The sequence below is a fragment of the Streptomyces rishiriensis genome, from assembly GCF_030815485.1.
GTDB lineage: Bacteria > Actinomycetota > Actinomycetes > Streptomycetales > Streptomycetaceae > Streptomyces > Streptomyces rishiriensis_A.
Window position 1 is genome coordinate 3,043,496 of record NZ_JAUSWV010000002.1, and the last position, 24,043, is coordinate 3,067,538.

At 72.0% G+C, this 24,043-nt stretch carries 21 protein-coding genes; 11 read left to right on the plus strand and 10 right to left on the minus strand.

Features of this window, described 5'->3' with window-relative positions:
* Window positions 1-10 precede the first annotated feature (10 nt).
* Window positions 11-1,078: a hypothetical protein gene (locus tag QF030_RS15980; RefSeq protein WP_307163343.1), complete on the plus strand. Its 1,068-nt coding sequence runs from the start codon at window positions 11-13 to the stop codon at window positions 1,076-1,078.
* A gap of 170 nt (window positions 1,079-1,248) precedes the next feature.
* Here QF030_RS15980 and QF030_RS15985 read toward each other — a convergent pair whose 3' ends face one another.
* Window positions 1,249-1,602: a MerR family transcriptional regulator gene (locus tag QF030_RS15985; RefSeq protein ID WP_307163344.1), complete on the minus strand. Its 354-nt coding sequence runs from the start codon at window positions 1,600-1,602 to the stop codon at window positions 1,249-1,251.
* 70 nt (window positions 1,603-1,672) lie between these two features.
* Between QF030_RS15985 and QF030_RS15990 the strand changes: the two genes are divergently transcribed.
* Entirely contained in the window at window positions 1,673-2,224 is a 552-nt protein-coding gene (locus QF030_RS15990) for a hypothetical protein (protein WP_307163345.1), read from the plus strand.
* Window positions 2,225-2,259: 35 nt separating this feature from the next.
* Here the strand turns inward: QF030_RS15990 and QF030_RS15995 are convergent, their stop codons facing one another.
* Window positions 2,260-3,180: a pyridoxamine 5'-phosphate oxidase family protein gene (locus tag QF030_RS15995; RefSeq protein ID WP_307163346.1), complete on the minus strand. Its 921-nt coding sequence runs from the start codon at window positions 3,178-3,180 to the stop codon at window positions 2,260-2,262.
* Between the two features lie 159 nt (window positions 3,181-3,339).
* Here QF030_RS15995 and QF030_RS16000 point away from each other — a divergent pair, with 159 nt between their 5' ends.
* Both QF030_RS16000 and QF030_RS16005 read left to right on the plus strand, forming a co-directional pair.
* A complete protein-coding gene (locus QF030_RS16000) occupies window positions 3,340-3,879 on the plus strand; it encodes a CGNR zinc finger domain-containing protein (RefSeq protein WP_307163347.1) in 540 nt (179 codons plus the stop codon).
* A gap of 265 nt (window positions 3,880-4,144) precedes the next feature.
* On the plus strand, window positions 4,145-7,459 hold the full coding sequence (locus QF030_RS16005; protein WP_307163348.1) for a S8 family serine peptidase: 3,315 nt from the start codon (window positions 4,145-4,147) through the stop codon (window positions 7,457-7,459).
* A gap of 93 nt (window positions 7,460-7,552) precedes the next feature.
* Here QF030_RS16005 and QF030_RS16010 read toward each other — a convergent pair whose 3' ends face one another.
* Complete coding sequence (locus QF030_RS16010; RefSeq protein WP_307163349.1) at window positions 7,553-8,413, minus strand: hypothetical protein; 861 nt, start codon at window positions 8,411-8,413, stop codon at window positions 7,553-7,555.
* A 1-nt stretch (window position 8,414) separates the two neighbouring features.
* Window positions 8,415-8,957, minus strand: a complete 543-nt coding sequence (locus QF030_RS16015; protein WP_307163350.1) for a sigma-70 family RNA polymerase sigma factor — start codon at window positions 8,955-8,957, stop codon at window positions 8,415-8,417.
* Between the two features lie 202 nt (window positions 8,958-9,159).
* Between QF030_RS16015 and QF030_RS16020 the strand changes: the two genes are divergently transcribed.
* Window positions 9,160-10,176 (plus strand): aspartate-semialdehyde dehydrogenase, encoded by a 1,017-nt coding sequence (locus tag QF030_RS16020; protein ID WP_307163351.1) that lies wholly within the window; start codon window positions 9,160-9,162, stop codon window positions 10,174-10,176.
* 92 nt (window positions 10,177-10,268) lie between these two features.
* Here the strand turns inward: QF030_RS16020 and QF030_RS16025 are convergent, their stop codons facing one another.
* Window positions 10,269-10,781, minus strand: a complete 513-nt coding sequence (locus tag QF030_RS16025; RefSeq protein WP_307163352.1) for a DUF1203 domain-containing protein — start codon at window positions 10,779-10,781, stop codon at window positions 10,269-10,271.
* A 267-nt stretch (window positions 10,782-11,048) separates the two neighbouring features.
* Here QF030_RS16025 and pepN point away from each other — a divergent pair, with 267 nt between their 5' ends.
* Window positions 11,049-13,616: an aminopeptidase N gene (pepN, locus tag QF030_RS16030; protein ID WP_307163353.1), complete on the plus strand. Its 2,568-nt coding sequence runs from the start codon at window positions 11,049-11,051 to the stop codon at window positions 13,614-13,616.
* Between the two features lie 204 nt (window positions 13,617-13,820).
* On the opposite strand, the gene QF030_RS16035 is transcribed toward pepN, so the two are convergent.
* Window positions 13,821-14,756 carry an EamA family transporter gene (locus tag QF030_RS16035; protein ID WP_307163354.1) on the minus strand — a complete coding sequence of 312 codons (936 nt, stop codon included), beginning with the start codon at window positions 14,754-14,756 and terminating at the stop codon, window positions 13,821-13,823.
* Between the two features lie 108 nt (window positions 14,757-14,864).
* Here QF030_RS16035 and QF030_RS16040 point away from each other — a divergent pair, with 108 nt between their 5' ends.
* Complete coding sequence (locus tag QF030_RS16040) at window positions 14,865-15,386, plus strand: MarR family winged helix-turn-helix transcriptional regulator (protein ID WP_307163355.1); 522 nt, start codon at window positions 14,865-14,867, stop codon at window positions 15,384-15,386.
* Window positions 15,387-15,550: 164 nt separating this feature from the next.
* Window positions 15,551-15,748, plus strand: a complete 198-nt coding sequence (locus tag QF030_RS16045; RefSeq protein WP_307163356.1) for a hypothetical protein — start codon at window positions 15,551-15,553, stop codon at window positions 15,746-15,748.
* Window positions 15,749-15,776: 28 nt separating this feature from the next.
* Here the strand turns inward: QF030_RS16045 and QF030_RS16050 are convergent, their stop codons facing one another.
* From QF030_RS16050 to QF030_RS16065, 4 genes are all read right to left on the minus strand, one after another.
* Window positions 15,777-16,046 (minus strand): hypothetical protein, encoded by a 270-nt coding sequence (locus QF030_RS16050; RefSeq protein WP_307163357.1) that lies wholly within the window; start codon window positions 16,044-16,046, stop codon window positions 15,777-15,779.
* Window positions 16,047-16,322: 276 nt separating this feature from the next.
* Window positions 16,323-18,458, minus strand: a complete 2,136-nt coding sequence (gene malQ, locus QF030_RS16055; protein WP_307163358.1) for a 4-alpha-glucanotransferase — start codon at window positions 18,456-18,458, stop codon at window positions 16,323-16,325.
* Window positions 18,459-18,665: a hypothetical protein gene (locus QF030_RS16060; RefSeq protein ID WP_373428768.1), complete on the minus strand. Its 207-nt coding sequence runs from the start codon at window positions 18,663-18,665 to the stop codon at window positions 18,459-18,461.
* 483 nt (window positions 18,666-19,148) lie between these two features.
* Complete coding sequence (locus tag QF030_RS16065) at window positions 19,149-19,685, minus strand: HNH endonuclease (protein ID WP_307163359.1); 537 nt, start codon at window positions 19,683-19,685, stop codon at window positions 19,149-19,151.
* A gap of 323 nt (window positions 19,686-20,008) precedes the next feature.
* On the opposite strand from QF030_RS16065, the gene QF030_RS16070 reads away from it, so the two are divergent.
* From QF030_RS16070 to QF030_RS16080, 3 genes are all read left to right on the plus strand, one after another.
* Window positions 20,009-21,112 (plus strand): mechanosensitive ion channel family protein, encoded by a 1,104-nt coding sequence (locus tag QF030_RS16070; protein WP_307163360.1) that lies wholly within the window; start codon window positions 20,009-20,011, stop codon window positions 21,110-21,112.
* 257 nt (window positions 21,113-21,369) lie between these two features.
* Complete coding sequence (locus QF030_RS16075) at window positions 21,370-22,581, plus strand: ROK family transcriptional regulator (RefSeq protein WP_307163361.1); 1,212 nt, start codon at window positions 21,370-21,372, stop codon at window positions 22,579-22,581.
* A gap of 110 nt (window positions 22,582-22,691) precedes the next feature.
* The gene (locus tag QF030_RS16080; protein WP_307163363.1) at window positions 22,692-24,041 is read left to right on the plus strand and encodes an ABC transporter substrate-binding protein; all 1,350 of its coding nucleotides are present in this window, start codon (window positions 22,692-22,694) and stop codon (window positions 24,039-24,041) included.
* The last annotated feature ends 2 nt before the right edge of the window (window positions 24,042-24,043 follow it).

The window sequence follows — 24,043 nt, forward strand, 5'->3', positions numbered from 1 at the left end:
TCCACGTTGCATGAACCACCACAACACCCCCCTCCCCCAGGTTCCCTCGGCGTCCCCCCGCCCCGTCCGCCACCTGTCGGACGTACAGCGCCGCGTCACGACGACGGGCCGGCTCCGCTCCCAGGGCGTGGCCCCCGCAGAGGCGAACGAGCAGTGCCGGCCCGGTGGCCCCTGGCAGCAGATCCTCCCCGGTGTGTACCTGCTCCACCCCGGCCCGCCGACCAGCGAGGAGCGGCTGCACGCGGTGCTCATGTACGCGGGCCGCGACACGGCGACGCCGCCGCCCGCGGTTCCGGCCCAGCCGGACGCCGGGGACCCGCACCGGCCGCTGTACAAGGAGGCGATGATCACGGGGCTGGCGGCCCTGAACCTGCACGGACTCTCGTCGGCTCCCCCGCTGCTGTCCCTGGAACACGTCGACGTCCTGGTGCCGCGCCTGCGCCGGCTGCGCTCGACGGGCTGCGCCCACGTCGTCCGCACGGGCACCCTGCCGACTCCCGATCAGGTCACGGGAGTTCCGGTGGCGCCGGTGCCCCGCGCGCTCGCCGACGCGGTGGCCGGGCTGACGGACGCGGGGACCGTGCAGCGGCTGCTGTCGGAGGCGGTGCGCGGTGGCCACTGCGAACCGGCTGCGGTGGTCCGGGAGTTGAACGACGCCAAGTTGCTGAGCCGCCCGCACGTGGTGGACGCGGTGGACTCGCTGCTCGCGGAGGGACGCGCGTTCGCGGAGGACCGGCTGTACACGATGGTGTGCGAGTACGGCCTTCCGGACCCGGTCTGGAACGTGGACCTGCGTCTGCCGGGCGGTCCCCACCTGGGCGGTCTGGACGCGTACTGGCCGGAGCAGGCGGTGGCGGTCGAACTGGACACCCGGGCGCCGCGGCAGGACGAGGACGCGCTCTGGTCGGAGTACGCCCGCAAGCGCGAGCATCTCGAGCGGCTCGGCATCACGGTCGTGTACATCACGCCGAAGAAGCTGCGGGACACGATGGAACAGCAGGCGGCGGTGGTCCGCACGGCGTTGATGGCGTCGGGCGACAGGGATCCGGCCGCGTACGTCGTGGTCCTGCCCCGGTAGTGACGGACCGGGGCAGGACCAGGAGGGGAGAGGAGGGGCCGTCGGGTGTCACCCGCCGGCCCCTCCTCATGCCGTCACGCCGTCACGCCCGTGCCGCCGTGCCGCCACGCCAGGTCCGCCGGTCCGCTGTGCCGCCGTGCCCGGCCGTCGTGCCTTCGCGCCGTCTGCCGTCAGGTGGTGCGCTGCGGGCAGCCGGTGCCGACGCGGCCGGCGAGTTCGGCCCGGAGAGCGGCGAGTTCGGCCATGCGTACGTCGACGATCCGGATCTTCTGCTCGAACAGCGCGGAGAGAGCCTGCGCGGAGTCGGGGGCCTCGCGCAGTTCCGCGCCGTGCCGGGCGATCTCCGCGAGGGTGAACCCCAGAGTCTGCGCGGTGCGCACGTAGGCCAGCCACTCCACCGTCTCCGGCGCGAAGTCGCGGTATCCGTTGGGCAGTCGGCGGCCTTCGACGAGGCCGACCTTCTCGTAGAAGCGGATGGTGTCCCGGGTGGCGCCCGTGCGGGCAGCCAGCTCTCCGATGCGCATGCGGGAACCTCCGTCGGACTGCGGTCGGCGCTTGACCCTGGAGCGTAGTCCAGTGTTTAGCGTCGGCCTCATGACCACTTCCGCACCTCTCCTCGATCCCGACGGCCCCGGTTATCCGCGTGTCGTCCGCGCGAGCGCCTGGTACGACCTCGTCGTCACGGCCGGCTTCGCGACGCCGTGGACGTACGCGCTGGTCCATGACGTGCTGTCGTCGTGGAGCCGGGCGTGGGCGCTGGGCGACTTTCCGCGGACCGACCCGATGCAGATCCTGTTCGCGAACCTCATGGGGTCGGTCGTGATCGTCTGGGCGGTCCTGCGCCTGGCCCGGCCACTGGCGGTGCACGGCCTGCTCGACGGCGTCGCCCGCGTCCTGTTCACGGCGTGGATGGCGTACGCACTGGGCCAGGGAGCCCCGGGGGTGCTGTGGCCGTTCCTCGGTGTGGAAGCGGCCTGGGGCGTGGCGCAGTTGCTGCCGTGGCTGCGGTCGGCGTGGCGGTCACGGGGTGTCGCACGAGGCTCGGCTCATGCCCCGGAAGCGGCCGGCGGGGGCACGGACGCCCTTCCGTCCACCGGCCGTTCGTGCCACATCTTCAGGGCGATGTCACGGACGCAGACGGCATAGGCCGCCACCCCCACCTTCATGCGCATGCAGGGAAATCAGCCGGTCGGATCCGGGTTCGCAGGGGAGTATTCCGGCGCGGACCAGCGCAGCGGAAGGGCGGCGGACGTGTCGACCGCCTCCGTGACGGTGAAGAGGACCGTACGTTCGCCGTCGGGGGCGAACCGGGTGCGGGCCTCGCCCGTGAGCTGGAGGGTGCGGCCCGTCGTCCAGTCGAGGAAGAGCAGGCCGGCGCGGGGGTCCGCGGCGAGGTTGCCCAGGGTGAGGAACATGGAGTTGCCGGGGTGATCGGGCCAGGTGAGCGTGCGCGGCGAGGTGATCCGCACGAAGCCGGGGTTGCCGCCGCGGTGGCTGACCTCGGCCCCGGCGCCACCGGGCCGGACGGTGGCGAGGAAGAAGGTGTCGGAGCCTGCCAGGAAGTCCCGCTGGATGTCGGTCAGTTCGGCGCCGCGGCGCGGGCTGCCGGGCGCGCGGTCGACCGTCTCGTAGGTCGTCCGGCGCTGTATGTACTGGGGGCAGTTGGCGAACACCCGGTCGGTCTCGACGGCGAAACCGCGCGGGGTGGGCCGCAGCCGGCCGTTCAGCCGCACCCGGCGACGCGTGCGCGGGTCGAGGACGAGCGTGCCCACGGGGATCCCCGCGGTGGCCGACGCCGTCGCCAGCGGGTCCGTCGGGAGGAGGCCGCCCGCACCGCCCGACGCGCGGGGGACTCCGGTCGCGACCGAGATCCGGCGCGGCCCGGTGGCCCGGACGAAGCCGGGGGCGCCCGTGACCGCCGACGCCCAGACCCGGCCGTCCGCCGGGTCGGCGGCCCCCAGGACCAGCAGCGGCTGGAGTTCCAGGAAGGCGGCGACGACCGGCCTGACGCCCTCGCCGATCGCGCGGCCCATGTGATCGGCGAGATCACGGACCCCCACACGGTCCTGAACCGCACGCGAGCCGGAGTGGTAGACACTCATGACCTTTTCGACCTCCTCGGGCCCGGCGGCGGCCTCCCCGGTCGAGCGGCGGGCCGAGACCGAGCCGCAGACCTAACCTCTTACATTCAGGTTAAGGGTTATACTCACTCACGTCAACCATTCACGTACTCTTGAGCGGTTAGCACGGAAGGAGCCCCGATGTCCGCCACCGCCCCCGACCCCCGTCCCCTCACCGGCGAGCCCCTGGCGCTCGACCTGCTCAACACACGGTGGGTACGGGAGGGCTCCGTACAGGATCTGCTGCGGGACACGGACGGGCTCGCCGTGTGGCTGGCGGCGAACGGGCTGGACGGACGGTTCGCCGCCGACGCGGCGACCCTGCGGCACACCCTGCGGGCGCGCGACGCGCTCAAGGCGGCGGTGGACGGCCCGGCGGACACCGCCGGCGTCGACACCGTGCTCGGCCACGGGCGGATCCGGCCCACCCTCACCGCCCAAGGACCGGGCGAGCGGGCCGAGTTCGGGGACGACGCCTGGGGGCCCGGCTGGCTGGCCGCCCGCAACTACCTCGAGCTGCTCTCCGCCGCGCCGGACCGGATCCGCCGCTGCGCGCACGAGGCCTGCGTGCTGCACTTCTTCGACACCTCGCGCAACGGCACCCGCCGCTGGTGCTCCATGGCCGCCTGCGGCAACCGCGCGAAGGCCTCCCGGCACTACGCCCGCGCCAAGGACGCCTGACGTCGGGCGCCTGACGCCTCCGGCATTCGGCCCGCCCGGCCGGAACCCGTACAACCGAAATCCGTACAACCGGCGGACAGCCCTCGCACAGGGGGCTCGTAGAGGGTTTTCCCCATACATCCATATCGATTCGGTCAACTCTCCCCAAACAGCTGTCCCTTAGGTAAAGCTTTGCGGTCATCCGGGACCGCATTCCGGACGACCGTGATCAGGCAGGAACGGCCTGGTCACGTGGTGCTCGTTCCTTTACCTACAAGGGATGCCGATGACCCTCACCCCCCAGCGTGAACCGATATCGGGCGCAAGACGCGTGGCCCGGATAGCCGTGGCCGCCGGCCTGGTGGCCGCGCTGTCCGCGGCCGGGCCGATACCGATGGCCTTCTCCGCCGACGACGGCCAGACCCCGGCCGCGGCCGACCCGGGCGCGAAGTCCGCCCACGACAAGCTCGGTTCCGACGACGCCGACCTCCTCGCCGAGGCCAAGGCCGCCGGCGACAAGAACGTCACGCTGATGGTCGCGACCGCCCCCGGCCAGACCGAGCAGGTCGCCGAGGAGCTGGACGCGGTCAAGGGCGGCTCCGTGGGCCAGTCCTACGACAAGGTCGGCTACGTCCGCGCCACCGTCCCGACCGGCAAGGCCGACTCGGCGATCGCCGCCGCGGCCAAGCTGTCCTCGGTGCACGCCATCGACCTGCGGCAGGACATCGCCCTCGACGACCCGACGCCGAGCGCGGACACCGCGAAGGGCGCCAAGTCCGCCGCGAAGACGAAGGCCTACGCCGCGCCGAACAAGAACACCCCCGCCGAGAACCCGTACAACCCGTCCTTCGAGACGGGCGCCGTCGACTTCGTGAAGAAGAACCCGAAGGCGGACGGCCGCGGTGTCACCATCGGCATCCTCGACTCCGGTGTCGACCTGGCGCACCCCGCGCTCCAGAAGACCACCACCGGTGAGCGCAAGATCGTCGACTGGGTGACGGCGACCGACCCGATCCTGGACAGCGACGCCTCCTGGCGCGCGATGACGACCTCCGTGGCCGGGCCCAGCTTCACCTTCGGCGGCCGGACCTGGACGGCGAAGGCCGGCTCCTACCAGGTCAACCTCTTCCGGGAGTCCGCCACCGCGGGCGGTGACGCCAAGGGCGACGTCAACCGCGACGGCGACACCACCGACGTGTGGGGCGTCCTGTACGACGCCGCCGCCGGCACGGTCACCGTGGACGTGAACAACAACGGCGACTTCACCGACGACACCGCGATGAAGCCGTACAAGGACGGCTACCAGATCGGGTACTTCGGCACCGACGACCCGGCGACCGACGTCGCCGAGCGGCAGCCGTTCGTCGTGCAGATCCGCAAGGACGTGCCGATGGACCCGTACGGCGGCGACTGGGTCGGCAAGAAGGCCGACTTCGCCAACATCGGTCTCATCGCCAGCGAGCACGGCACGCACGTCGCCGGCATCACCGCCGCGAACGGACTGTTCGGCGGCAAGATGAACGGCGCCGCGCCCGGCGCGAAGATCGTCTCCTCCCGCGCCTGCGTCTTCGGCCCGGGCTGCACCAACGTCGCCCTCACCGAGGGCATGATCGACCTGGTCGTCAACCGCGGTGTCGACATCGTCAACATGTCGATCGGCGGTCTGCCGGGTCTGAACGACGGCAACAACGCGCGCGCCGCGCTGTACACGACCCTCATCGACACCTACGGCGTCCAGCTGGTCATCTCGGCCGGCAACGAGGGCCCCGGCGCCAACACCATCGGCGACCCCGGTCTGGCCGACAAGGTGATCTCGGTCGGCGCGGCGATCTCCAAGGAGACCTGGGCCGCCAACTACGGCTCGCAGGTGACGAAGAAGTACGCGCTGCTGCCCTTCTCCTCGCGCGGCCCGCGTGAGGACGGCGGCTTCACGCCGACGCTCGTCGCCCCGGGCGCCGCGATCAACACCACGCAGACCTGGCTCGAGGGCGCCCCGGTCGCCGAGGCGGGCTACCCGCTGCCGGCCGGCTACTCCATGCTCCAGGGCACCTCGATGGCCTCCCCGCAGGCCGCGGGCGCCTCGGCGCTGCTGATCTCGGCCGCCAAGCAGCAGAAGGTCGCGCTCACCCCGGCGATCCTGCGCACGGCGCTGACCTCGACCGCCGACCACATCAAGGGTCTCCAGGCGTACGAGGAGGGCGCGGGCGCCATCAACATCGTGGACGCCTGGAAGTCCATCAGGAAGGGCGCCACCGCCCACGACTACGCCGTCAAGGCGCCGGTCGACACCGCGCTCGACTTCGCGCTGAAGACGCCGGGCTTCGGCACCGGCATCTACGACCGCGAGGGCGGCCTGAAGGCCGGCCAGAAGAAGACGTACGACGTCACCATCACCCGTACGTCCGGCGCCGACAAGGCGATCCGCCACGAGCTGCGCCTCGAGAACAACGCGGCCGGCACCTTCAGGATCCTCGGCTCGGACGAGGTCAAGCTGTCGCTGAACCAGCCGGTGACCGTCAAGATCGAGGCGAAGCCGAAGGCAGCGGGCATCGCCAGCGCGATCCTGGAGGTCGACGACCCGAAGACCGAGGGCCTCGACAAGCAGATCCTCAACACGGTCGTCGTCTCGACTCCGGTGAACTACACGTTCCACGCGTCTAGCACCGTGCAGCGCAACAGCTCGCAGTCCTACTTCCTGACCGTGCCCGAGGGCGCCCAGGCGTTCGAGGTCGCGATCGGCGGGCTGAAGGACAAGAGCCAGACCCGGTTCATCTCGATCCACCCCTACGGTGTCGCGGTCGAGGACAGCTCCACGATCTACTGCTACAACAACTACCTCGACGGCAACGGCTGCAAGCCCGACGCCCGCTCCTACGCCGACCCGCAGCCGGGCGTCTGGGAGATCGAGGTCGAGTCGCGCCGCACCTCGCCGCTGCTCGACAACCCGTACAAGCTGGACGCCACCGTCTACGGCGCGTCCTTCGACCCGGCGACCGTGACCGTGCCCGAGGCGAAGGTCGGCACCCCGGCCCCCGTCTCCTGGAAGGTCACGAACAACTTCGCCGCCATCGACGGCAAGCTGGCCGGCGGCCCGCTCGGCTCGTCCAAGGCGGCCCGCCCGACCATCGCGAACGGCGCGACCGAGACCACCACGGTCGAGGTCCCGGCCGGCGCCAAGTCGCTGGACGTCTCCATCGGCAACGTCTCCGACGCCTCCGCCGACCTGGACCTGACGGTCTTCGACGCGGCCGGCAACCAGGTCGCCCAGCAGGCCGACGGTGACTCGGAGGAGGCGGTCTCCATCCCGTCTCCCGCCGCCGGCACGTACACCATCGAGGTCGCGGGCTACTCGGTCCCGGCCGGCACGACGGCGTACGACTACCTGGACGTGTTCTTCTCGTCCTCGCTCGGCACCGTCACCGTCGACGGTTCGACGCCGGTGAAGCTCGGCACGGGCGCCTCGGCGTCGGTCTCCGCGACCGTCACCGCCGCGGCCGCCGCGCCCGAGGGCCGGGCCTTCTTCGGCCAGGTCCAGCTGGTGAACGCGCGGGGTACCGTCGCGGGCATCGGCAACGTGGCCATCGAGAAGGTCACTCCGTAGCCGGTAACGGTTGAACGGCTCGGCCCGCAGGGGTCGACAGGGGCGGGCGTCCACCGGGGCGCCCGCCCTCCGTCGTCGCACCGCGGGCCCGGCTCATTCGCAGGTGACGCCCTCCGTCTCGGGCAGGGCCCGGTCGAGCGCGGCCCGCTCGGGGGCGATGTCGGCCTCGCCGACCGCCCAGACGTCGGGGGTGGCGGACCCCTTCGACAGGGCGACCAGGACGTGGTCGCCCGCGCGCAGCAGCGGGTCCATGTCCGCCTCCATCACGAAGTCGGCCTCGGGCCCGCTCCCGGCCGGCCGGTAGGCGTGGGTGACGCGCAGGGTGACCCGCTCCCGGGTGGTGCCCGCCACCCGTTCGACCGCGGTGACGTCCCCCTCGACGACGAGCCGGGCGCAGGCCAGATAGCCGGGGTCGCCGAGGAGGCTCCCGCCGTCTCCCGCCGACGCGTCGGCCTTCTCGTCGGATCCGGCCGCGCTGCCCGCGCTCTTGTCCGCATCGACGCCGGAAATCCCCTGGCCGACCTGGACGACCATCCATCCGCCGCCGAGGACCAGCGCACCGGCGGCGGCCACGCCGGCGAGCCGCAGGGCGAGCGGACGGGCCCGGCGCGCCGGGCGCGGCTGCCGCACCGGGACGGTCTGCGCAACCCGCGCCCGCTCGCGCACCGGCTCCGCCAGCACGTCGGCGAGGACGCCGAGCTGCTCGCGCAGGAGCGCCACGTCGGCGGTCGCCGAGCGGTGGGCGGCCAGATAGGCGGAATCGGCGCGGGCCTCCGCGGAGAGGCCGGAGAGGGGCACGTCCAGGACGGCGGCCATCAACGCGTCCATACCGTCGTAGCCCTCCTGTCCGTCCCGGCCCTCGAACGCGCCGTGGCTCTCGTGATCGTTCCGGTTGTCGTGATCGTTCGGGTTCTCGTCGTGCGGTCCGTAGCCGGGTCCTGGTCGGGCGGTCACGTCACACCACCTCGTCTTCGTGCAGGCGGGCACGCAGGGCCCGGACCGCCGTGTGCAGGCGGCTCTTGACCGTGCCCTCCGGGACGCCCAGCTCCTCGGCTATCGACCGCACCGGCAGATCGGCGTAGAAGCGCAGGACGAGAACCTGGCGCTGGGCGTCGGGCAGGTCGTCCAGACCCTGCGCGACGGCGAGGGAGAGCACGCTGGTGTCCTCGCCGGAGGGGTGCTCGTGCTGGCGCAGCGAGGCCAGCCGCTCCCCCAGCCGCTCCTGGCGGCGTTTGGCGCGATGCCAGTCCATGGCGAGGTTGGAGGCGACGACGGCCGCCCACGCGGAGACGTCGCGCGGCGTCTCGTACCCCTTCGCCGCACGCTCCAGGAGCCGGAGGCGGACCTGCTGCACCCCGTCCGGCAGGTCCGCCTGCGGCACCCCGCCCAGCGCGAGCACCGCCCGCACCCGGCGTTCCTGCGCCGCGTCCAGCGGATCGTCGCCCTGTCCGGCCCCGTCCCCCTGGGCGCGCCGGGCTTTTCTGCGCAGCACAGCCACCCCTCCCTACCGCGTTTCCTCTACGACGCCGTGGCGCGCGAAAACGTTCGGCACGACCGCGGGGAATCCTCGGGAGGCGTACGTCACACCGGCGGGCGTCCCAGTCCTCGGGCATGGTGGGCAAAGAATTGGACAGGTGGGCCGGGGTCGGCCGCATGATGGAAAAGTCCGTGAAGAGCCGTGAACAGAGCAAGGAGTCGCCGTGAGGGTCGGAATCGTCGGAGCCACCGGTCAGGTCGGCACGGTCATGCGCAGGATCCTCAAGGAGCGTGACTTCCCCGTCACGGTGCTGCGTCTGTTCGCGTCGGCCCGTTCGGCGGGGACGGTCCTGGACGGCGTGACGGTGGAGGACGCGGCGACGGCCGACTACGCGGACCTCGACATCGTCCTGTTCTCCGCCGGCGGCGCGACCTCGCGGGCGCTGGCCGAGAAGGTCGCCGCGCAGGGCCCGGTCGTGATCGACAACTCGTCGGCGTGGCGCAAGGACCCCGAGGTGCCCCTGGTCGTCTCCGAGGTCAACCCGCACGCGATCGTGGACCGGCCCAAGGGCATCATCGCCAACCCGAACTGCACGACGATGGCCGCGATGCCGGTCCTGAAGCCGCTGCACGCGGAAGCCGGTCTGGAGGCGCTGGTCGTCGCGACGTACCAGGCGGTGTCCGGCTCGGGCCTCGCGGGCGTGGCGGAGCTGCACGGGCAGGCGCAGAAGGTCGTGGCCGAGGCGGACCGGCTGACCCACGACGGCGAGGCGGTCGACTACCCGGAGCCGCAGGTCTACAAGCGTCCCATCGCCTTCAACGTGATCCCGCTCGCGGGTTCGGTCGTCGAGGACGGCCTGAACGAGACCGACGAGGAGCAGAAGCTCCGCAACGAGTCCCGCAAGATCCTGGAGATCCCCGGACTGAAGGTCTCCGGCACCTGTGTGCGGGTCCCGGTCTTCTCCGGCCACTCCCTCCAGGTCAACGCCCGTTTCGCGCGTCCGATCAGCGCCGCGCGCGCGACGGAGCTGCTGGGCGGCGCCCCCGGCGTGGCCCTCAGCGACATCCCGACCCCGTTGCAGGCGGCCGGCAAGGACCCTTCGTTCGTGGGCCGCATCCGTGAGGACGAGACCGTGGAGCACGGCCTCGCCCTGTTCATCTCCAACGACAACCTCCGCAAGGGCGCGGCCCTGAACGCGGTACAGATCGCGGAGCTGGTGGCGGCCGAGCTGAAGAGCTGACGCCGGGGTTTCCCGAGCGAGGGGGAGGGGCGGGTGCGGGACGCACCCGCCCCTCCCCCGTGTCCGGACCGGGGCGCGGCCCGGGCGCGCGGTCAGCTCCGGCGCACCTCGTACAGGAAGCAGCCGTACTCGACGGCCCGGACGTGGACGAGGGCGACCTCGGGATCACCGAACGCCTCGGCGAAGGCCGCGTCGAACCCGTCCGGGTCCTCGACGAGCCGGCCGCCCAGGATGCGCCCGGCGGCGGAGTAGCGGCGCACGGTGCGTCGGGAGCCGGTGAACGGCAGGCTCTCCCCGACCGGCCCCCGGCACGCGCGCGCGTGGACGAACACCGGGCCCTGCTCGTCGTACGCGCCGGGGTCGGCGCCGGTCGCGGCCGCCCAGCGGCGCAGCGGGGCGTACGAGACCAGCGCGATCAGCTCGCCGGGCTCGCTGCGGCGCAGACAGCAGCGCAGCGGGGCGCCGCCCTCCTCGTCGGTCAGGGGAACGGCCGGACGACCCGCGTCGTCGGTGGAGCGCAGCTCGTCGAGGACGTCCGGCGGGATGGGCCGCGCGGTGCGGGTGACCGGGTCGGTGACGGTGTGGGTGTCTGCCTGGGTCGTCATGTCCCGAGCCTCCCGCTCGCCGGCCGGCCTCACCGGCGGAATCCGGACGTCGCGCTCAGGCCGCCGGTCAGAGCGGCGAAGGCCGAGGCCGACGCCGCGCGGTCCGCACGGCGCGGGGCGGACCCCTTCCACACCGTCCCGGCGACGGCCGGCGCGGACCCCCTGTCGCCTCGGGGGTGGCCGGAGGGCCGCCCATAAGGTCGTCGCCTCGGGCAGGTGTCCCGTGGAAGGATGACGCAACCGACACATATCCGAGGAGATGACCGCGTGCCTGGCACAAACCTGACTCGCGAAGAGGCACAGCAACGGGCGAAGCTGCTCAGCGTTGACTCTTACGAGATCGATCTCGACCTCTCCGGCGCGCAGGAGGGCGGGACCTACCGGTCCGTCACGACGGTGCGCTTCGACGTCGCGGAGGGGGGCTCGGAGTCCTTCATCGACCTGGTGGCGCCGACCGTCCACGAGGTCACGCTGAACGGTGACACGCTCGACGCGGCGGGGCTCTTCAAGGACTCAAGGATCGCGCTGCCGGGCCTGCTGGAGGGCCGTAACGTCCTGCGGGTCGTCGCCGACTGCGCGTACACCAACACCGGTGAGGGTCTGCACCGGTTCGTCGATCCGGTCGACGAACAGGCCTATCTGTACACGCAGTTCGAGGTGCCGGACGCCCGCCGCGTCTTCGCGTCCTTCGAGCAGCCGGATCTCAAGGCCACCTTCCGGTTCACCGTGAAGGCGCCGACCGGCTGGACCGTCATCTCCAACTCCCCGACGCCCGAGCCCAAGGACGACGTCTGGGCCTTCGAGCCGACCCCGCGGATCTCCAGCTACATCACCGCGCTCATCGTGGGGCCGTACCACAGCGTCCACAGCGTGTACGAGAAGGACGGGCAGTCGGTCCCCCTCGGCATCTACTGCCGGCCCTCCCTCGCCGAGTTCCTCGACTCGGACGCGATCTTCGAGGTCACGCGGCAGGGCTTCGACTGGTTCCAGGAGAAGTTCGACTACGCCTACCCGTTCAAGAAGTACGACCAGCTGTTCGTGCCGGAGTTCAACGCGGGCGCGATGGAGAACGCGGGCGCGGTCACCATCCGGGACCAGTACGTGTTCCGGTCGAAGGTCACCGACGCGGCCTACGAGCTGCGCGCGGAGACGATCCTGCACGAGCTGGCCCACATGTGGTTCGGCGACCTGGTCACCATGGAGTGGTGGAACGACCTGTGGCTGAACGAGTCGTTCGCCACGTACACCTCCATCGCCTGCCAGGCGTACTACCCGCAGTCGCGCTGGCCGCACTCGTGGACGACGTTCGCCAACTCCATGAAGACCTGGGCGTACCGGCAGGACCAGCTGCCGTCCACCCACCCGATCATGGCCGAGATCCGCGACCTGGACGACGTCCTCGTCAACTTCGACGGCATCACCTACGCCAAGGGCGCGTCCGTCCTGAAGCAGCTCGTGGCGTACGTCGGCATGGACGAGTTCTTCGCGGGCGTGCAGGCCTACTTCAAGCAGCACGCGTTCGGCAACACGCGTCTGTCCGACCTGCTCGGCGCGCTGGAGGAGACCTCCGGCCGTGACCTCGGCACCTGGTCGCAGAAGTGGCTCCAGACCGCGGGCATCAACATCCTCCGTCCCGAGATCGAGACGGACGCCGAGGGTGTCATCACGTCCTTCGCGATCCGCCAGGAGGCCCCGGCGCTCCCGGCCGGCGCCAAGGGCGAGCCGACCCTGCGCCCGCACCGCATCGCCGTCGGCCTGTACGGACTCGACGCCACCAGCGGCAAGCTGGTGCGCGACGAGCGCGTGGAGCTGGACATCGACGGCGAGCTGACGGCCGTACCGCAGCTGGTCGGCAAGCGCCGTGCGAACGTCGTCCTGCTCAACGACGACGACCTGTCGTACGCCAAGGTCCGCCTCGACGAGCAGTCGCTCGCCTTCGTCACCGAGCACCTCGGCGACTTCGAGTCCTCCCTGCCGCGCGCCCTGTGCTGGGCGTCCGCCTGGGACATGACCCGGGACGGCGAACTGCCCACCCGCGACTACCTGTCCCTGGTGCTGTCCGGCATCGGCAAGGAGTCCGACATCGGGGTGGTCCAGTCGCTGCACCGCCAGGTCAAGCTCGCCATCGACCTGTACGCCGCCCCGGCCGCCCGCGAGACCCTGCTGACCCGCTGGACGGACGCCACGCTGGCGCACCTGCGGTCCTCGGCGGCGGGCAGCGACCACCAGCTGGCCTGGGCGCGCGCGTTCGCGGCGACCGCCCGCACGCCGGAGCAGATCGACCTCCTGGAGTCGCTGCTCGACGGCGGCCAGACCATCGAGGGCCTGGCCGTCGACACCGAGCTGCGCTGGGCGTTCGTGCAGCGGCTGGTGGCCGTGGGGACCTTCGACGAGGCGGACATCGCCGCCGAGTACGAACGGGACAAGACGGCCGCCGGTGAGCGGCACGCGGCGACCGCGCGGGCCGCCCGGCCGACCCCGGAGGCCAAGGCGGAGGCGTGGGCGTCGGTCGTGGAATCCGACGAGCTGCCGAACGCCGTACAGGAGGCCGTCATCGGCGGCTTCGTCCAGACCGACCAGCGTGAGCTGCTCGCGCCGTACACGGACCGGTACTTCGAGGTCGTCAAGGGCATCTGGGACTCCCGTTCGCACGAGATCGCCCAGCAGATCGCGGTCGGTCTCTACCCGACGGTCCAGGTCTCCCGGGAGACCCTGGATAAGACGGACGCCTGGCTGGCCTCCGCCGAGCCGAACGCGGCCCTGCGCCGCCTCGTCTCCGAGTCCCGCGCGGGCGTGGAACGCGCGCTGAAGGCCCAGGCGGCCGACGCGCAGTAGCCCCCGCCGGACCCCGCGGCGGCCCCGGCTCAGGGTTCCCGCTGCGGACGTTCCTGGTCAGGGGTTGCTGCTCAGGGGTTGCTGGTCCGGAGGTTCCTGGTCAGCGGTTCCTGCGCTGGAGGTTCCTGCGCAACAGAGGGCGCCCGATGTCGCATCGGGCGCCCTCTGCCGTCCCGGGCCGGGCCGGGGCGGGTCGGGCCGCGCTCACCGCCGGAGCGCCGGACCTGTCGTCCTCGGCCGGTCCTCGCGAGCCCCGCCTGCCGCCGGTGCGAACGTGCGTACGGCAGTTCCGCCGGCCCTCAGCTGGCCCGCCACCGTCGCGCCGAAGGCCAGCGCCATGCCCGTCAGCTGGAGCGGCGTCAGCGCCTGCCCGAGGGCGGCCCAGCCGACGACGGCCGCGGTCAGCGGGGACAACGGGCCCAGGAAGGTGACCTGGGTCGCGGTGAGCCGGCCGATGCCCCGGAACCAGAGCCAGTACGAGACCGCCGTGTTCGCCAGGGCGAGGTAGAGGTAGCCACCGACCGCACGGCCGTCCAGGGCGGGCGGAGCGCCTTCGAGAAGGAAGGCGAGCGGGGCGATGAGCAGGCCGCCCGCCGTGAGCTGCCAGCCGGCGAGGGCGAGCGGACCGACGCCGTCCGGGCGGCCCCACCGCTTCGTGAGCACCGTTCCGGCCGACATCGAGGCGGTGGACGCGAGCGCCGCGAGCACGCCGAGCGGGTCCAGCGCCCCGGCCGCCTTGAGCACCACCAGACTGACCCCGAACGCTGCCACGACCCCTGCCAGTACCGTCCTGGCGGCCGGCCGCTGCCCCAGCAGCAGCGCCGAGAGACCGACGACGAACAGCGGCCCGACCGAGCCGACGACCGCCGCCATGCCACCGGGCAGCCGGTACGCGGAGAGGAAGAGGAGCGGGAAGAAGGCGCCGATGTTCAGCGCGCCGAGTATCGCGGCCTTCCCCCACCAGACGCCGCGCGGCAGGACCCGGCCGAGGGCGAGCAGCAGCAACCCGGCGGGCAGGGCCCGCATCAGGCCGGTGAACAGCGGCCGGTCAGCGGGCAGGAACTCGGTGGTGACGGCGTAGGTGGTGCCCCAGGAGACGGGGGCGAGAGCGGTCAGCAGGACGGTCGTGGACCTCTTCATGGAATTAGCTTAGCGCTAAGCGACTTAGCGTCAAGCGGCTTAGCGACAAGCAGCTTGGTAGCGAGCTACTTTCTCGTGGCTGATCGGAATCGGGGGGATACTCGTCCCATGAGCAGCCCGCAGCCCCCGCGCAAGGACCCGGTCGACGCGATCATCGATCAGTGGGCGACGGTCCGCCCCGACCTCGACACCGGCGCCATGGAGGTCTTCGGCCGGATCTCCCGGCTCGCGCGCGCGATGGGCGACCGCATGGAGAAGGCGTACTCGGCTCTCGGCATCGGACGCGGCGAGTTCGACGTACTCGCCACGCTGCGCCGCTCCGGCGAGCCCTACACCCTCTCACCCCGCGAGCTGTCGGCGACGCTCATGCTCACCACCGGGGGCATGACCGGCCGCCTCGACAAGCTGGAGCGGGCCGCGCTGCTGCGCCGCTCCCCCGATCCGCACGACCGGCGGGGCCTCCAGGTGACGCTGACCGAGAAGGGGCTGGAGCTCGTCGACCAGGCGGTCGGCGCGGGCCTCGCCACCCAGACCGAGGCCCTGACCGCCGCCCTGGACACCGAACGGGTCCGTCAACTGGCCGAGCTGCTGCGAGAGTTGCTGCTGACGACGGAGACCCCCGGGAGTTGAGCCGGTGCGCTCGACGAGCCGGTCCGAAGGCAGGGCCGGGGAGCCGACCTGAGGGCTGACCGAGGAGCCGACCTGCCACCACGCCGCAGTACCTTGTCGGCGGCCTGGACCGCATGTTGACCGACGAGCCGACCTGACGGCTGACCGCGAGCTTCCGGCGACCCGTGGACACCGGCCTCCAGGAGGCGGCCGACCTCGGCTGGAAGTCGCCCAGGTGGTCGGCGGCCATGCGCCCGCCGACCTCCTCGACACCTACCAGGCCGAACGGCACCCCTGAACGCGTCGAGGGCGTCGGCCCCTCCCCGTACGCGCATGTCGTACGGGAAGGGGCCGACGCCCTCGGGCCCGAGGCCGGGCCGTGAGTCAGGGGGCCGCGAGCCAGGCCCAGGCCTAGGCCTGGCCCTTGACGGTGATGTTGGAGCTGGTGGGGTCGTGCCTGTCCTTCGACCTGTCCAGCACCCACACCAGGCCGGCGATGAGCGCGAACAGGGCGAGGGGGGCCACCACATAGAGGCCCAGCGTCTCGCCGACGCTCAGACCCGGGCCGGGGTCGTCACCGTCGTCGCGGGTCAGCGCGAGCGCGGGGGACGACATGAGCAGCATCATCAGCGTCGTACCGGCAGCCAGGGCGCCGGCGCGCAGGGCGTTCTTCTTGTCCACGGTGCCCAAGTTAGCGAACGGTGCCGGGGAGCGCGCGCCCGGGGTGCCGTATGAGGCGCGGGGCGCTCGTACGGCCGTTGCAGGGACCGCCACCGCCGAACGCCGTGACGGCATCGAAAGGCCCGCCCACCTCACCCACGACCTCCCCCCCCCGGCTCCCGGTCGGGCTGCCGGTCGGGCCTTACACGGCACGGCGTCGGCGCCGCTCAGGTTCCGCTCGGCACGGCGCTCAGGTTCCGCTCGGCTCCGCCCAGGCTTCGGCACGGCAGCCGCCGCTCAGGCTTCCGCAGGGGGAGTCCCCAAGGGCGGCGGGCCGTGCTTGTCCCCGGGGGCAGCACCGGGAGGGTCCTGCTCCTCCCGTAGCACCTCGATCAGCGCCCGCAGCCTCGGCGAGGCGGCCAGCTCCTCCAAGGTCACCGGGCGGCCCGCCGCGTCCGCGATCGGCAGTCGCCAGTTCGGATACTGGTCCCAGGTGCCGGGAAGGTTCTGCGGGCGGCGGTCGCCGACGCCGTCCGGGAGCCAGACGCCGATCATGCGGGCGGGGGTGCGCAGCAGGAAGCGGTGGACGGCCTGGACCTCGGCCTCCTCCGAGGAGAGGTCGCTGCCGCCGGTGCCGGCCAGAAGTCCGAGACGGGTGAGTGTGGCCAGCCACTCCGCCGTGTCGTTGGCCGCCTCCGCGCGCTCCTCCTCGACCGGGCGGGTCGCGAGGCCCAGCCGGTCCCGGAGTTCGACGTGGTCGCCGGTGAGCCGGGCGGCGGTGGACGGCAGGTCGTGCGTGGTGGCGGTGGCCAGGCAGTCGTCGCGCCAGCGGTCGGGGGGAAGGGGGCGCCCGTCGCCGTCCCAGTCCCGTTCGAACCACAGTACGGACGTACCCAGCACCCCCCGTTCGCGCAGCGTCTCGCGCACACCCGGCTCGACGGTGCCGAGATCCTCGCCGATCACCACCGAACCGGCCCGGGAGGCCTCCAGTACCAGGACCGCGAGCATGGCCTCGGCGTCGTAGCGGACGTACGCGCCCTCGGTCGGCGGCTCGCCCTGGGGGACCCACCACAGGCGGAACAGGCCCATGACGTGGTCGATGCGCAGGGCGCCTGCGTACCGGAAGAGTGCCTGGAGGAGCCGTCGGTAGGGCGCGTACCCGGAGGCGGCCAGCCGGTCCGGACGCCAGGGCGGCAGGCCCCAGTCCTGGCCGCGCGCGTTGAAGGCGTCGGGCGGTGCGCCGACCGACATGCCGGCGGCGAAGTACTCCTGCTGCGCCCACGCGTCGGCGCCCTCGGGATGCACGCCGACCGCCAGGTCGTGCACGATCCCGACCGGCATGCCCGCCTCCCGCGCCGCGCGCTGGGCGGCGGTGAGCTGGGCGTCGGTGAGCCAGGCGAGGCGGGAGTGGAAGTCGACGCGGTCCATCAACTCGCCGCGGGCGCGGGTGGTCTCGGCGGAGCGCGGGTCCTGAAGCCCGGCCGGCCACCGCCGCCACTGCGATCCGTGCACCTCGGCGAGCGCACACCAGGTGGCGTGGTCCTCCAGGGCCTGACCCTGTTCGGCGAGGAAGTCGCAGTAGGCGGCGCGCCGGCCGGGCCCGAGCGGTACCCGGGCGACCAGCTCCAGCGCCTCGCGCTTCAGTTCCCACACGGCGTCCCGGTCGATCAACTCGCCCTTTTCCAGGACGGCTTCGCGCAGTCGTCCGGCGCGTTCGAGCAACGCGGAACGCGGATCCCCGGCGTCCTGGAGGTACGCGAACTCGGGGACGTCCTCGACCCGCAGATGCACCGGATCGGGGAAGCGGCGCGAGGAGGGACGGTACGGGGAGGGGTCGGTCGGCGTGCCCGGTACGGCCGCGTGCAAGGGGTTGACCTGCACGAACCCGGCGCCGAGCGCCCGACCGGCCCAGGCGGTCAGCTCGCCGAGGTCACCGAGGTCGCCCATGCCCCAGGAGCGCCGGGAGAGCAGGGAGTACAGCTGGACGAGGAGTCCGTACGAGCGTCCCGAAGGCGTGGGGAGGCGGGGCGGCGCGACGACGAGATGGGCGCGGCCGGTCCGCCCGTCGGGCGCGCTGGCCGTCAAGAGGTGTACTCCCAGCGGGAGTCGCTCGACGGAGTCGCGGCACTCGCCCTGCTCGGTCTCCACCCGCAGGGCGGTGCCCCGGGGGAGGGCGGTGAGCGCTTCGCAGGGGCTTCCGCGCCAGCACACCACCGTCGGCGGCAGCAGCCGCTCGCGCAGCTCCCGTTCCCGGGCGGCGAGCGCGGCACGTACGGCCTTCGGGGTGCCCGCGTCGACGCCGAGGGCGGCCAGGGCACGGGTGACGGCACCGGCCGAGGCGGTGACCGTACGGTCCGGGGAGGGTTGGTAGGAGGTGGCGACGCCGTGCAGGGCGGCGAGCCGGGCGAGCTCCTCTCCGGGGGGCGCGGTCATCTAGGGCCTCGTGGAGTCGGAGTCCGCGACGGCGAACGGCGGCTCGCTGGTCAGGGGCTCGGCGTCGGGCAGCGGGGGTTCGCTGGTCAGCGGCAGTTCGGCGTAGGCGCCCTCGGCGCTGAAGGCGCAGAGGCAGGGGTTCTCGAGCTCGACGGCGGTGGCGGCGGAGTGCTCCGCCAGGCGTTTGGAGCGGGCCGGTGCGATCACGGTGGCCTCCTCATCAGTACGGCATCGGTTACCCCCAGCCCTACCCAGTGGACGCGGGGACAGACGTCCTCACGTCATTACACGCCGCCACCCCCTCCCGCGGCCCGCGCCGACACGACGGACCGGCGCGCCGGAACCAGGACGGACGACGCCGCACGCCGAGCAAGCCCGCCCTGCGCGAGGCAGCTCCGGCCCCGCCCGCCCGATCGCGCCAGGCCGTAACCGCGCCGCAGACGACGCGCGTGACGGCAGGCACGACTCGGCTCACGGCCCACGGCCCACGGCCCACGGGATGAGTACGGGGACGGCACCGGCACGCCGCTTCGGATCCGGGGGCACAGGGAACCCCCTGAAGCCCGTCACCGCGGGTACGTCACCGCGGGTCCGTCACCGCGGGTCCGTCACCTCCGGCCGGGGCCGCTCGTGACGCGATGTGCGGACGCGGGCGGGCGGGCGCCGCCCGCCATGCGAAGACCCGGATCGTCAGGCGCTGATGCCGTCGATCCGGGCCAGTGCGTCGTCCGCGCCGAACGGCTGCAAGTAGGGCAGCCAGCGCGGGTCCCTGTGCCCGGTACCGATGATGCGCCAGGCGAGTCCGGAGGGCGGCGCGGGTTTGTGGCGCAGCCGCCAGCCGATCTCGACGAGGTGCCGGTCGGCCTTGACGTGGTTGCAGCGGCGGCAGGACGCCACGACGTTGTCCCACACGTGCTTGCCCCCGCGACTGCGCGGGATGACGTGGTCGACGCTGGTTGCGACGCCACCGCAGTACATGCACCGGCCCCCGTCCCGGGCGAAGAGCGCCCGCCGGGTCAGAGGAACGGGCCCCCGATAGGGAACCCGGACGAATCGCTTGAGCCGGACCACGCTGGGTGCGGGGACTGTGACGGTCGCGCTGTGCAGGAAGGCGCCGGATTCCTCGAGGGAGATCGCCTTGTTCTCCAGGACGAGGACGAGCGCACGGCGGAGCGGTACGACGCCGAGCGGCTCGTACGACGCGTTGAGGACCAGGACATGCGGCACGGATGCCTCCTTGGGCGTCGGCGGCGCGTGGCTCGCGCCGGGACGATCTGTGGTCAGTGTCCCCTCTTGCCTGGTGGACGCGCCACCATGTCCCGGTAACGGGCTGGGAGTGTTTTCGACCACACCTGATGTCTCCCCCGGATCATGGCCTGTTCAAGCCCAGGTGAGGACTGTCTCTCCTTCACGGAACTCGCCGAACCACACACAATGCCCCGTTAGTGTGGTGGTTCTGCCCGTTCGGTGACCTTTCCGTGACCTTGCAGCGCGTGTCGCCCTTGACCGCCGCGCCGAATGGAGCAGTGCAGCACCTGGAGGTTCCTGCCGTGTCCTTGCCCGCCGTCCTACTGGCCGCCGACGCGTCACCGTCCCCGACTCCCTCGGAGTCGCCGACCGCGGTGACCGTCCCGTCCCTCCAGGACGCCCAGGAGAGCGCGACGAACGCGGCCAGCTGGGTCGAGCAGAACTGGTCGACCTGGCTGGCGATCGGTCTGCGCGTCCTGCTGATCCTGGTGATCGCGGTGGTGCTGAGAGTGGTGGTGCAGCGGGCGATCACCAAGCTGATCGACCGGATGAACCGCACCGTCTCCTCGGTGGACGGCACGGCGCTGGGCGGGCTGCTGGTCAACAACGAGCGGCGGCGTCAGCGCTCACAGGCGATCGGCTCGGTGCTGCGTTCGGTGGCGAGTTTCGTGATCCTCGGCACGGCGGCCCTGATGGTGCTGGGCACCTTCGAGATCAATCTGGCCCCGCTGCTGGCCTCCGCCGGTGTCGCGGGCGTGGCGATCGGTTTCGGCGCGCGCAACCTGGTCACGGACTTCCTCTCCGGTGTCTTCATGATCCTGGAGGACCAGTACGGCGTCGGCGACCAGATCGACGCGGGGGTGGCCACCGGTGAGGTCATCGAGGTGGGTCTGCGCGTGACGAAGCTGCGTGGTGCGAACGGTGAGATCTGGTACGTCCGCAACGGCGAGGTCAAGCGGATCGGCAACCTCTCGCAGGGCTGGGCGACGGCCGGTGTCGACGTGACCGTCAAGGCGTCCGAGGACCTCGACCTGGTCAAGGCCACGCTGGACGAGGTCGCCGAGAAGATGAGCAAGGAGGAGCCCTGGAACGAGCTCCTGTGGAGCCCGATCGAGGTGCTCGGCCTGGACAGCGTCCTGCTCGACTCGATGGTCGTGCGCGTCTCCGCGAAGACGATGCCCGGCAAGGCCCTGGTCGTGGAACGGGAGCTGCGCTGGCGGGTCAAGCGTGCCTTCGACGCGGCCGACATCCGCATCGTGGGCGGCGCGACCGCTCCCGCCACGGAGGATCCGGCCGACCCGACGGCCTCGGTGGCGGCGCCGTCGGTGTTCTCCAACGCGGACTCGCCGCAGGTGGCGGCGGCGGCTCCGCTCGCACAGCCCCGGCCGGTGACCCCGGCGAAGTAGCCCGTACGCCGGAAGGCCGCACCCGGGGGGTTCCGGGTGCGGCCTTCCGGCGTGTCGGGCCCTGCCGACGGCCGCGCCCGCGAAGTAACGACTCTGTTGCCTCGGGGGCGTTCACCCTTTCACTCCTTGACGTCCCCTTCGTGACGGGTCTACGTTCCTGCCAACCGATAGGAACCTTTCCTAACAGTGGCCGGATGTGGACTTGCGTCCGGCGGACTTGAGAAGCTGGGCCGTTCAGAAAGGCAGGTGTCGATCCCATGGCAGGAACCGCCGGTACGCCGGGCACCCCACGCGTCCTGCGCGCCATGAACGACCGCGCCGCCCTCGACCTCCTGCTGGCGCACGGCCCCCTGTCCCGCACCCGCATCGGCAAGCTCACCGGCCTGTCGAAGCCCACCGCCTCCCAGCTGCTGGCCCGGCTGGAAGCGGCGGGACTGGTGCTCGCGACCGGCACCACCGAGGGGCGCCCCGGCCCCAACGCCCAGCTGTACGAGGTCAACCCGGCCGCCGCGTACGCCGCGGGGCTCGACGTCACTCCCGAACGCGTGCTGGCCGCCGTCGCCGACGCGACCGGCCGGACCGTGGGCACGTTCGAGGTGCCCACGCCCGGCCGGAAGACCGCCGACGCCGTCGTACGGCAGGTCACCGACGCCCTCGACGGCGCGGTGAAGGCCGCGCGCCTCACCCGGGCCGACGTGCGACGGCTGGTCGTCGCCACCCCCGGCGCCTTCGACCCCACCACCGGCCGCCTGCGCTACGCCTCCCACCTGCCCGGCTGGCACTCCCCCGCGCTGCTCGACGAACTCGCCGCGGCCCTGCCGATGCCGGTCGAGTACGAGAACGACGTCAACCTCGCCGCCGTCGCCGAGCAGCGCCTGGGCGCGGCACGCGGCCACGAGGACTTCGTCCTGCTGTGGAACGAAGGCGGCCTCGGCGCCGCCCTCGTCCTCGGCGGCCGGCTGCACCGCGGCTGGACCGGCGGCGCCGGAGAGGTCGGCTTCCTGCCGGTCCCGGGCGCGCCTCTGGTCCGGCAGGTGACCAAGGCCAACAGCGGCGGCTTCCAGGAGCTGGCGGGCTCGCAGGCCGTCCCACGGCTGGCCCGGGAGCTCGGCATCACCGACATCCCGTCCGGGCCGTACGCCGAGGCCGCCGCCACGCTCGTCGAGCGGGCCGCCGCCGAGGACACCGCCCCGCACCGGCAGCTGCTCCAGACGTACGCGACCCGGCTCGCGACCGGTCTCGCCTCGCTCGTCTCCGTACTCGACCCCGAACTCGTCGTCCTCAGCGGCGCCTCCCTGACCGCCGGCGGCGAGGTGCTGCGCGCCCTCGTCCAGGACGAGCTGGAGGAGCTGGCCGCGTCCCGGCCGAAGCTGGTCATGGGCGACGTGACCGAACGGCCCGTGCTGCGCGGCGCGCTGGAGAGCGCGCTGGCGGCCACCCGCGACGAGGTCTTCGACACCTCCCGCTAGCCGCACCACCACCCCTCCCCGGACCCTCACCTCACCCCGCTCCACTCGCTCCATCTCGCTCCATCTCAGCGCATCTCATTCACCCCGACCTGTCCCTGGAAGGCTCCGCCATGCCCACACGCATATCCGAAGTCGTCCGAAAGGCGGCTTTTGCCCTCACCGCCTCCACGGTCCTTCTGCTGAGCACCACCGCCTGTACCGGCCAGTCCGCGACCGGTTCCGACGACGACGCGTCGAAGGAGACGACCCTCACCTTCTGGCACGCCTGGAGCGCGCCGAACGAGGTGAAGGCGGTGAAGTCACTGATCGCCGGCTTCGAGAAGGCGCATCCCAACATCCAGGTGAACGTCGTCGGCAACATGACCGACGACAAGATCAACCAGGCGCTGCGCGCGGGCGGGACCAAGGCGCCGGACGTCATCTCGTCCTTCACCACCAACAACGTCGGCAAGTTCTGCTCGTCGGGCGCCCTCGTCGACCTCAACCCGTATTTCGAGAAGGCGGACATCGACCCGTCCACGACCTTCCCCAAGGCCATGAACGAGTACACCCAGTTCGACGGCAACCGCTGTGCCGCCCCGCTGCTGGGCGACGCGTACGGCCTCTACTACAACAAGACGGCGTTCGAGAAGGCGGGCATCACCGCTCCGCCCAAGACCTGGTCCGAGTTCGCGGCCGACGCCGAGAAGCTGACGATCACCCAGGGGAACACCTTCAAGCAGCTCGGCTTCATGCCGAACTACCACGGCTGGGAGACGACCACCGAGCACTACCTCGGCCAGTTCTCCCCGACGTACTTCGACACGGCCGGCAAGTCGACCATCGCGACGGACCCGGCCGTCGCGTCCGCCTTCACCGTCCAGAAGAAGCTCGTCGACGACCTCGGCGGGTTCAAGAAGCTGGAGACCTTCCGCTCCACACTCGGCGACGAGTGGGGCCCCAAGCATCCCTTCCAGACCGGTCAGGTCGCCATGCAGCTCGACGGCGAGTGGCGGCTGGGCATGGCCCTCGACGCCAAGCCCGACTTCGAGATCGGCGTCGCCCCGCTGCCCGTCCCGGACGACCAGGCGGCCCAGTACGGCAAGGGCTACATCACCGGCACCATCGCCGGCATCGCCGCCACCAGCAAGAAGCAGAACGCGGCCTGGGAGCTGGTGAAGTACATGACCACCGACACGGACGCGGTCGTCGCCTTCTCCAACGCCATTCACAACGTGCCGTCCACCCTGGCCGCCCTGAAGTCCCCCGACCTGAAGTACGACGCGCGTTTCAAGACGTTCCTGGACATCGCCGCCAACCCGAACTCGACCACCTCCCCCGCGTCGATCAACGGCGGCGTCTACCTCACCACCGTGCAGCAGCTCGGCTACGACTACGAGAGCGGCAAGGTCACCGACCTGAAGGCCGGCCTGCAGAAGGCCGCGTCGCAGATCGACACGGACATCGCGCAGGCGAAGTAGCG

Excerpts from the sequence above, each read along its gene's own strand:
- QF030_RS15980 (WP_307163343.1), top strand. The coding sequence starts at position 11 with ATGAACCACCACAACACCCCCCTCCCCCAGGTTCCCTCGGCGTCCCCC.
- QF030_RS15985 (WP_307163344.1), bottom strand. The coding sequence starts at position 1,602 with ATGCGCATCGGAGAGCTGGCTGCCCGCACGGGCGCCACCCGGGACACC.
- QF030_RS15990 (WP_307163345.1), top strand. The coding sequence starts at position 1,673 with ATGACCACTTCCGCACCTCTCCTCGATCCCGACGGCCCCGGTTATCCG.
- QF030_RS15995 (WP_307163346.1), bottom strand. The coding sequence starts at position 3,180 with ATGAGTGTCTACCACTCCGGCTCGCGTGCGGTTCAGGACCGTGTGGGG.
- QF030_RS16000 (WP_307163347.1), top strand. The coding sequence starts at position 3,340 with ATGTCCGCCACCGCCCCCGACCCCCGTCCCCTCACCGGCGAGCCCCTG.
- QF030_RS16005 (WP_307163348.1), top strand. The coding sequence starts at position 4,145 with ATGACCCTCACCCCCCAGCGTGAACCGATATCGGGCGCAAGACGCGTG.
- QF030_RS16025 (WP_307163352.1), bottom strand. The coding sequence starts at position 10,781 with ATGACGACCCAGGCAGACACCCACACCGTCACCGACCCGGTCACCCGC.
- QF030_RS16035 (WP_307163354.1), bottom strand. The coding sequence starts at position 14,756 with ATGAAGAGGTCCACGACCGTCCTGCTGACCGCTCTCGCCCCCGTCTCC.
- QF030_RS16040 (WP_307163355.1), top strand. The coding sequence starts at position 14,865 with ATGAGCAGCCCGCAGCCCCCGCGCAAGGACCCGGTCGACGCGATCATC.
- malQ (WP_307163358.1), bottom strand. The coding sequence starts at position 18,458 with ATGACCGCGCCCCCCGGAGAGGAGCTCGCCCGGCTCGCCGCCCTGCAC.
- QF030_RS16075 (WP_307163361.1), top strand. The coding sequence starts at position 21,370 with ATGGCAGGAACCGCCGGTACGCCGGGCACCCCACGCGTCCTGCGCGCC.
- QF030_RS16080 (WP_307163363.1), top strand. The coding sequence starts at position 22,692 with ATGCCCACACGCATATCCGAAGTCGTCCGAAAGGCGGCTTTTGCCCTC.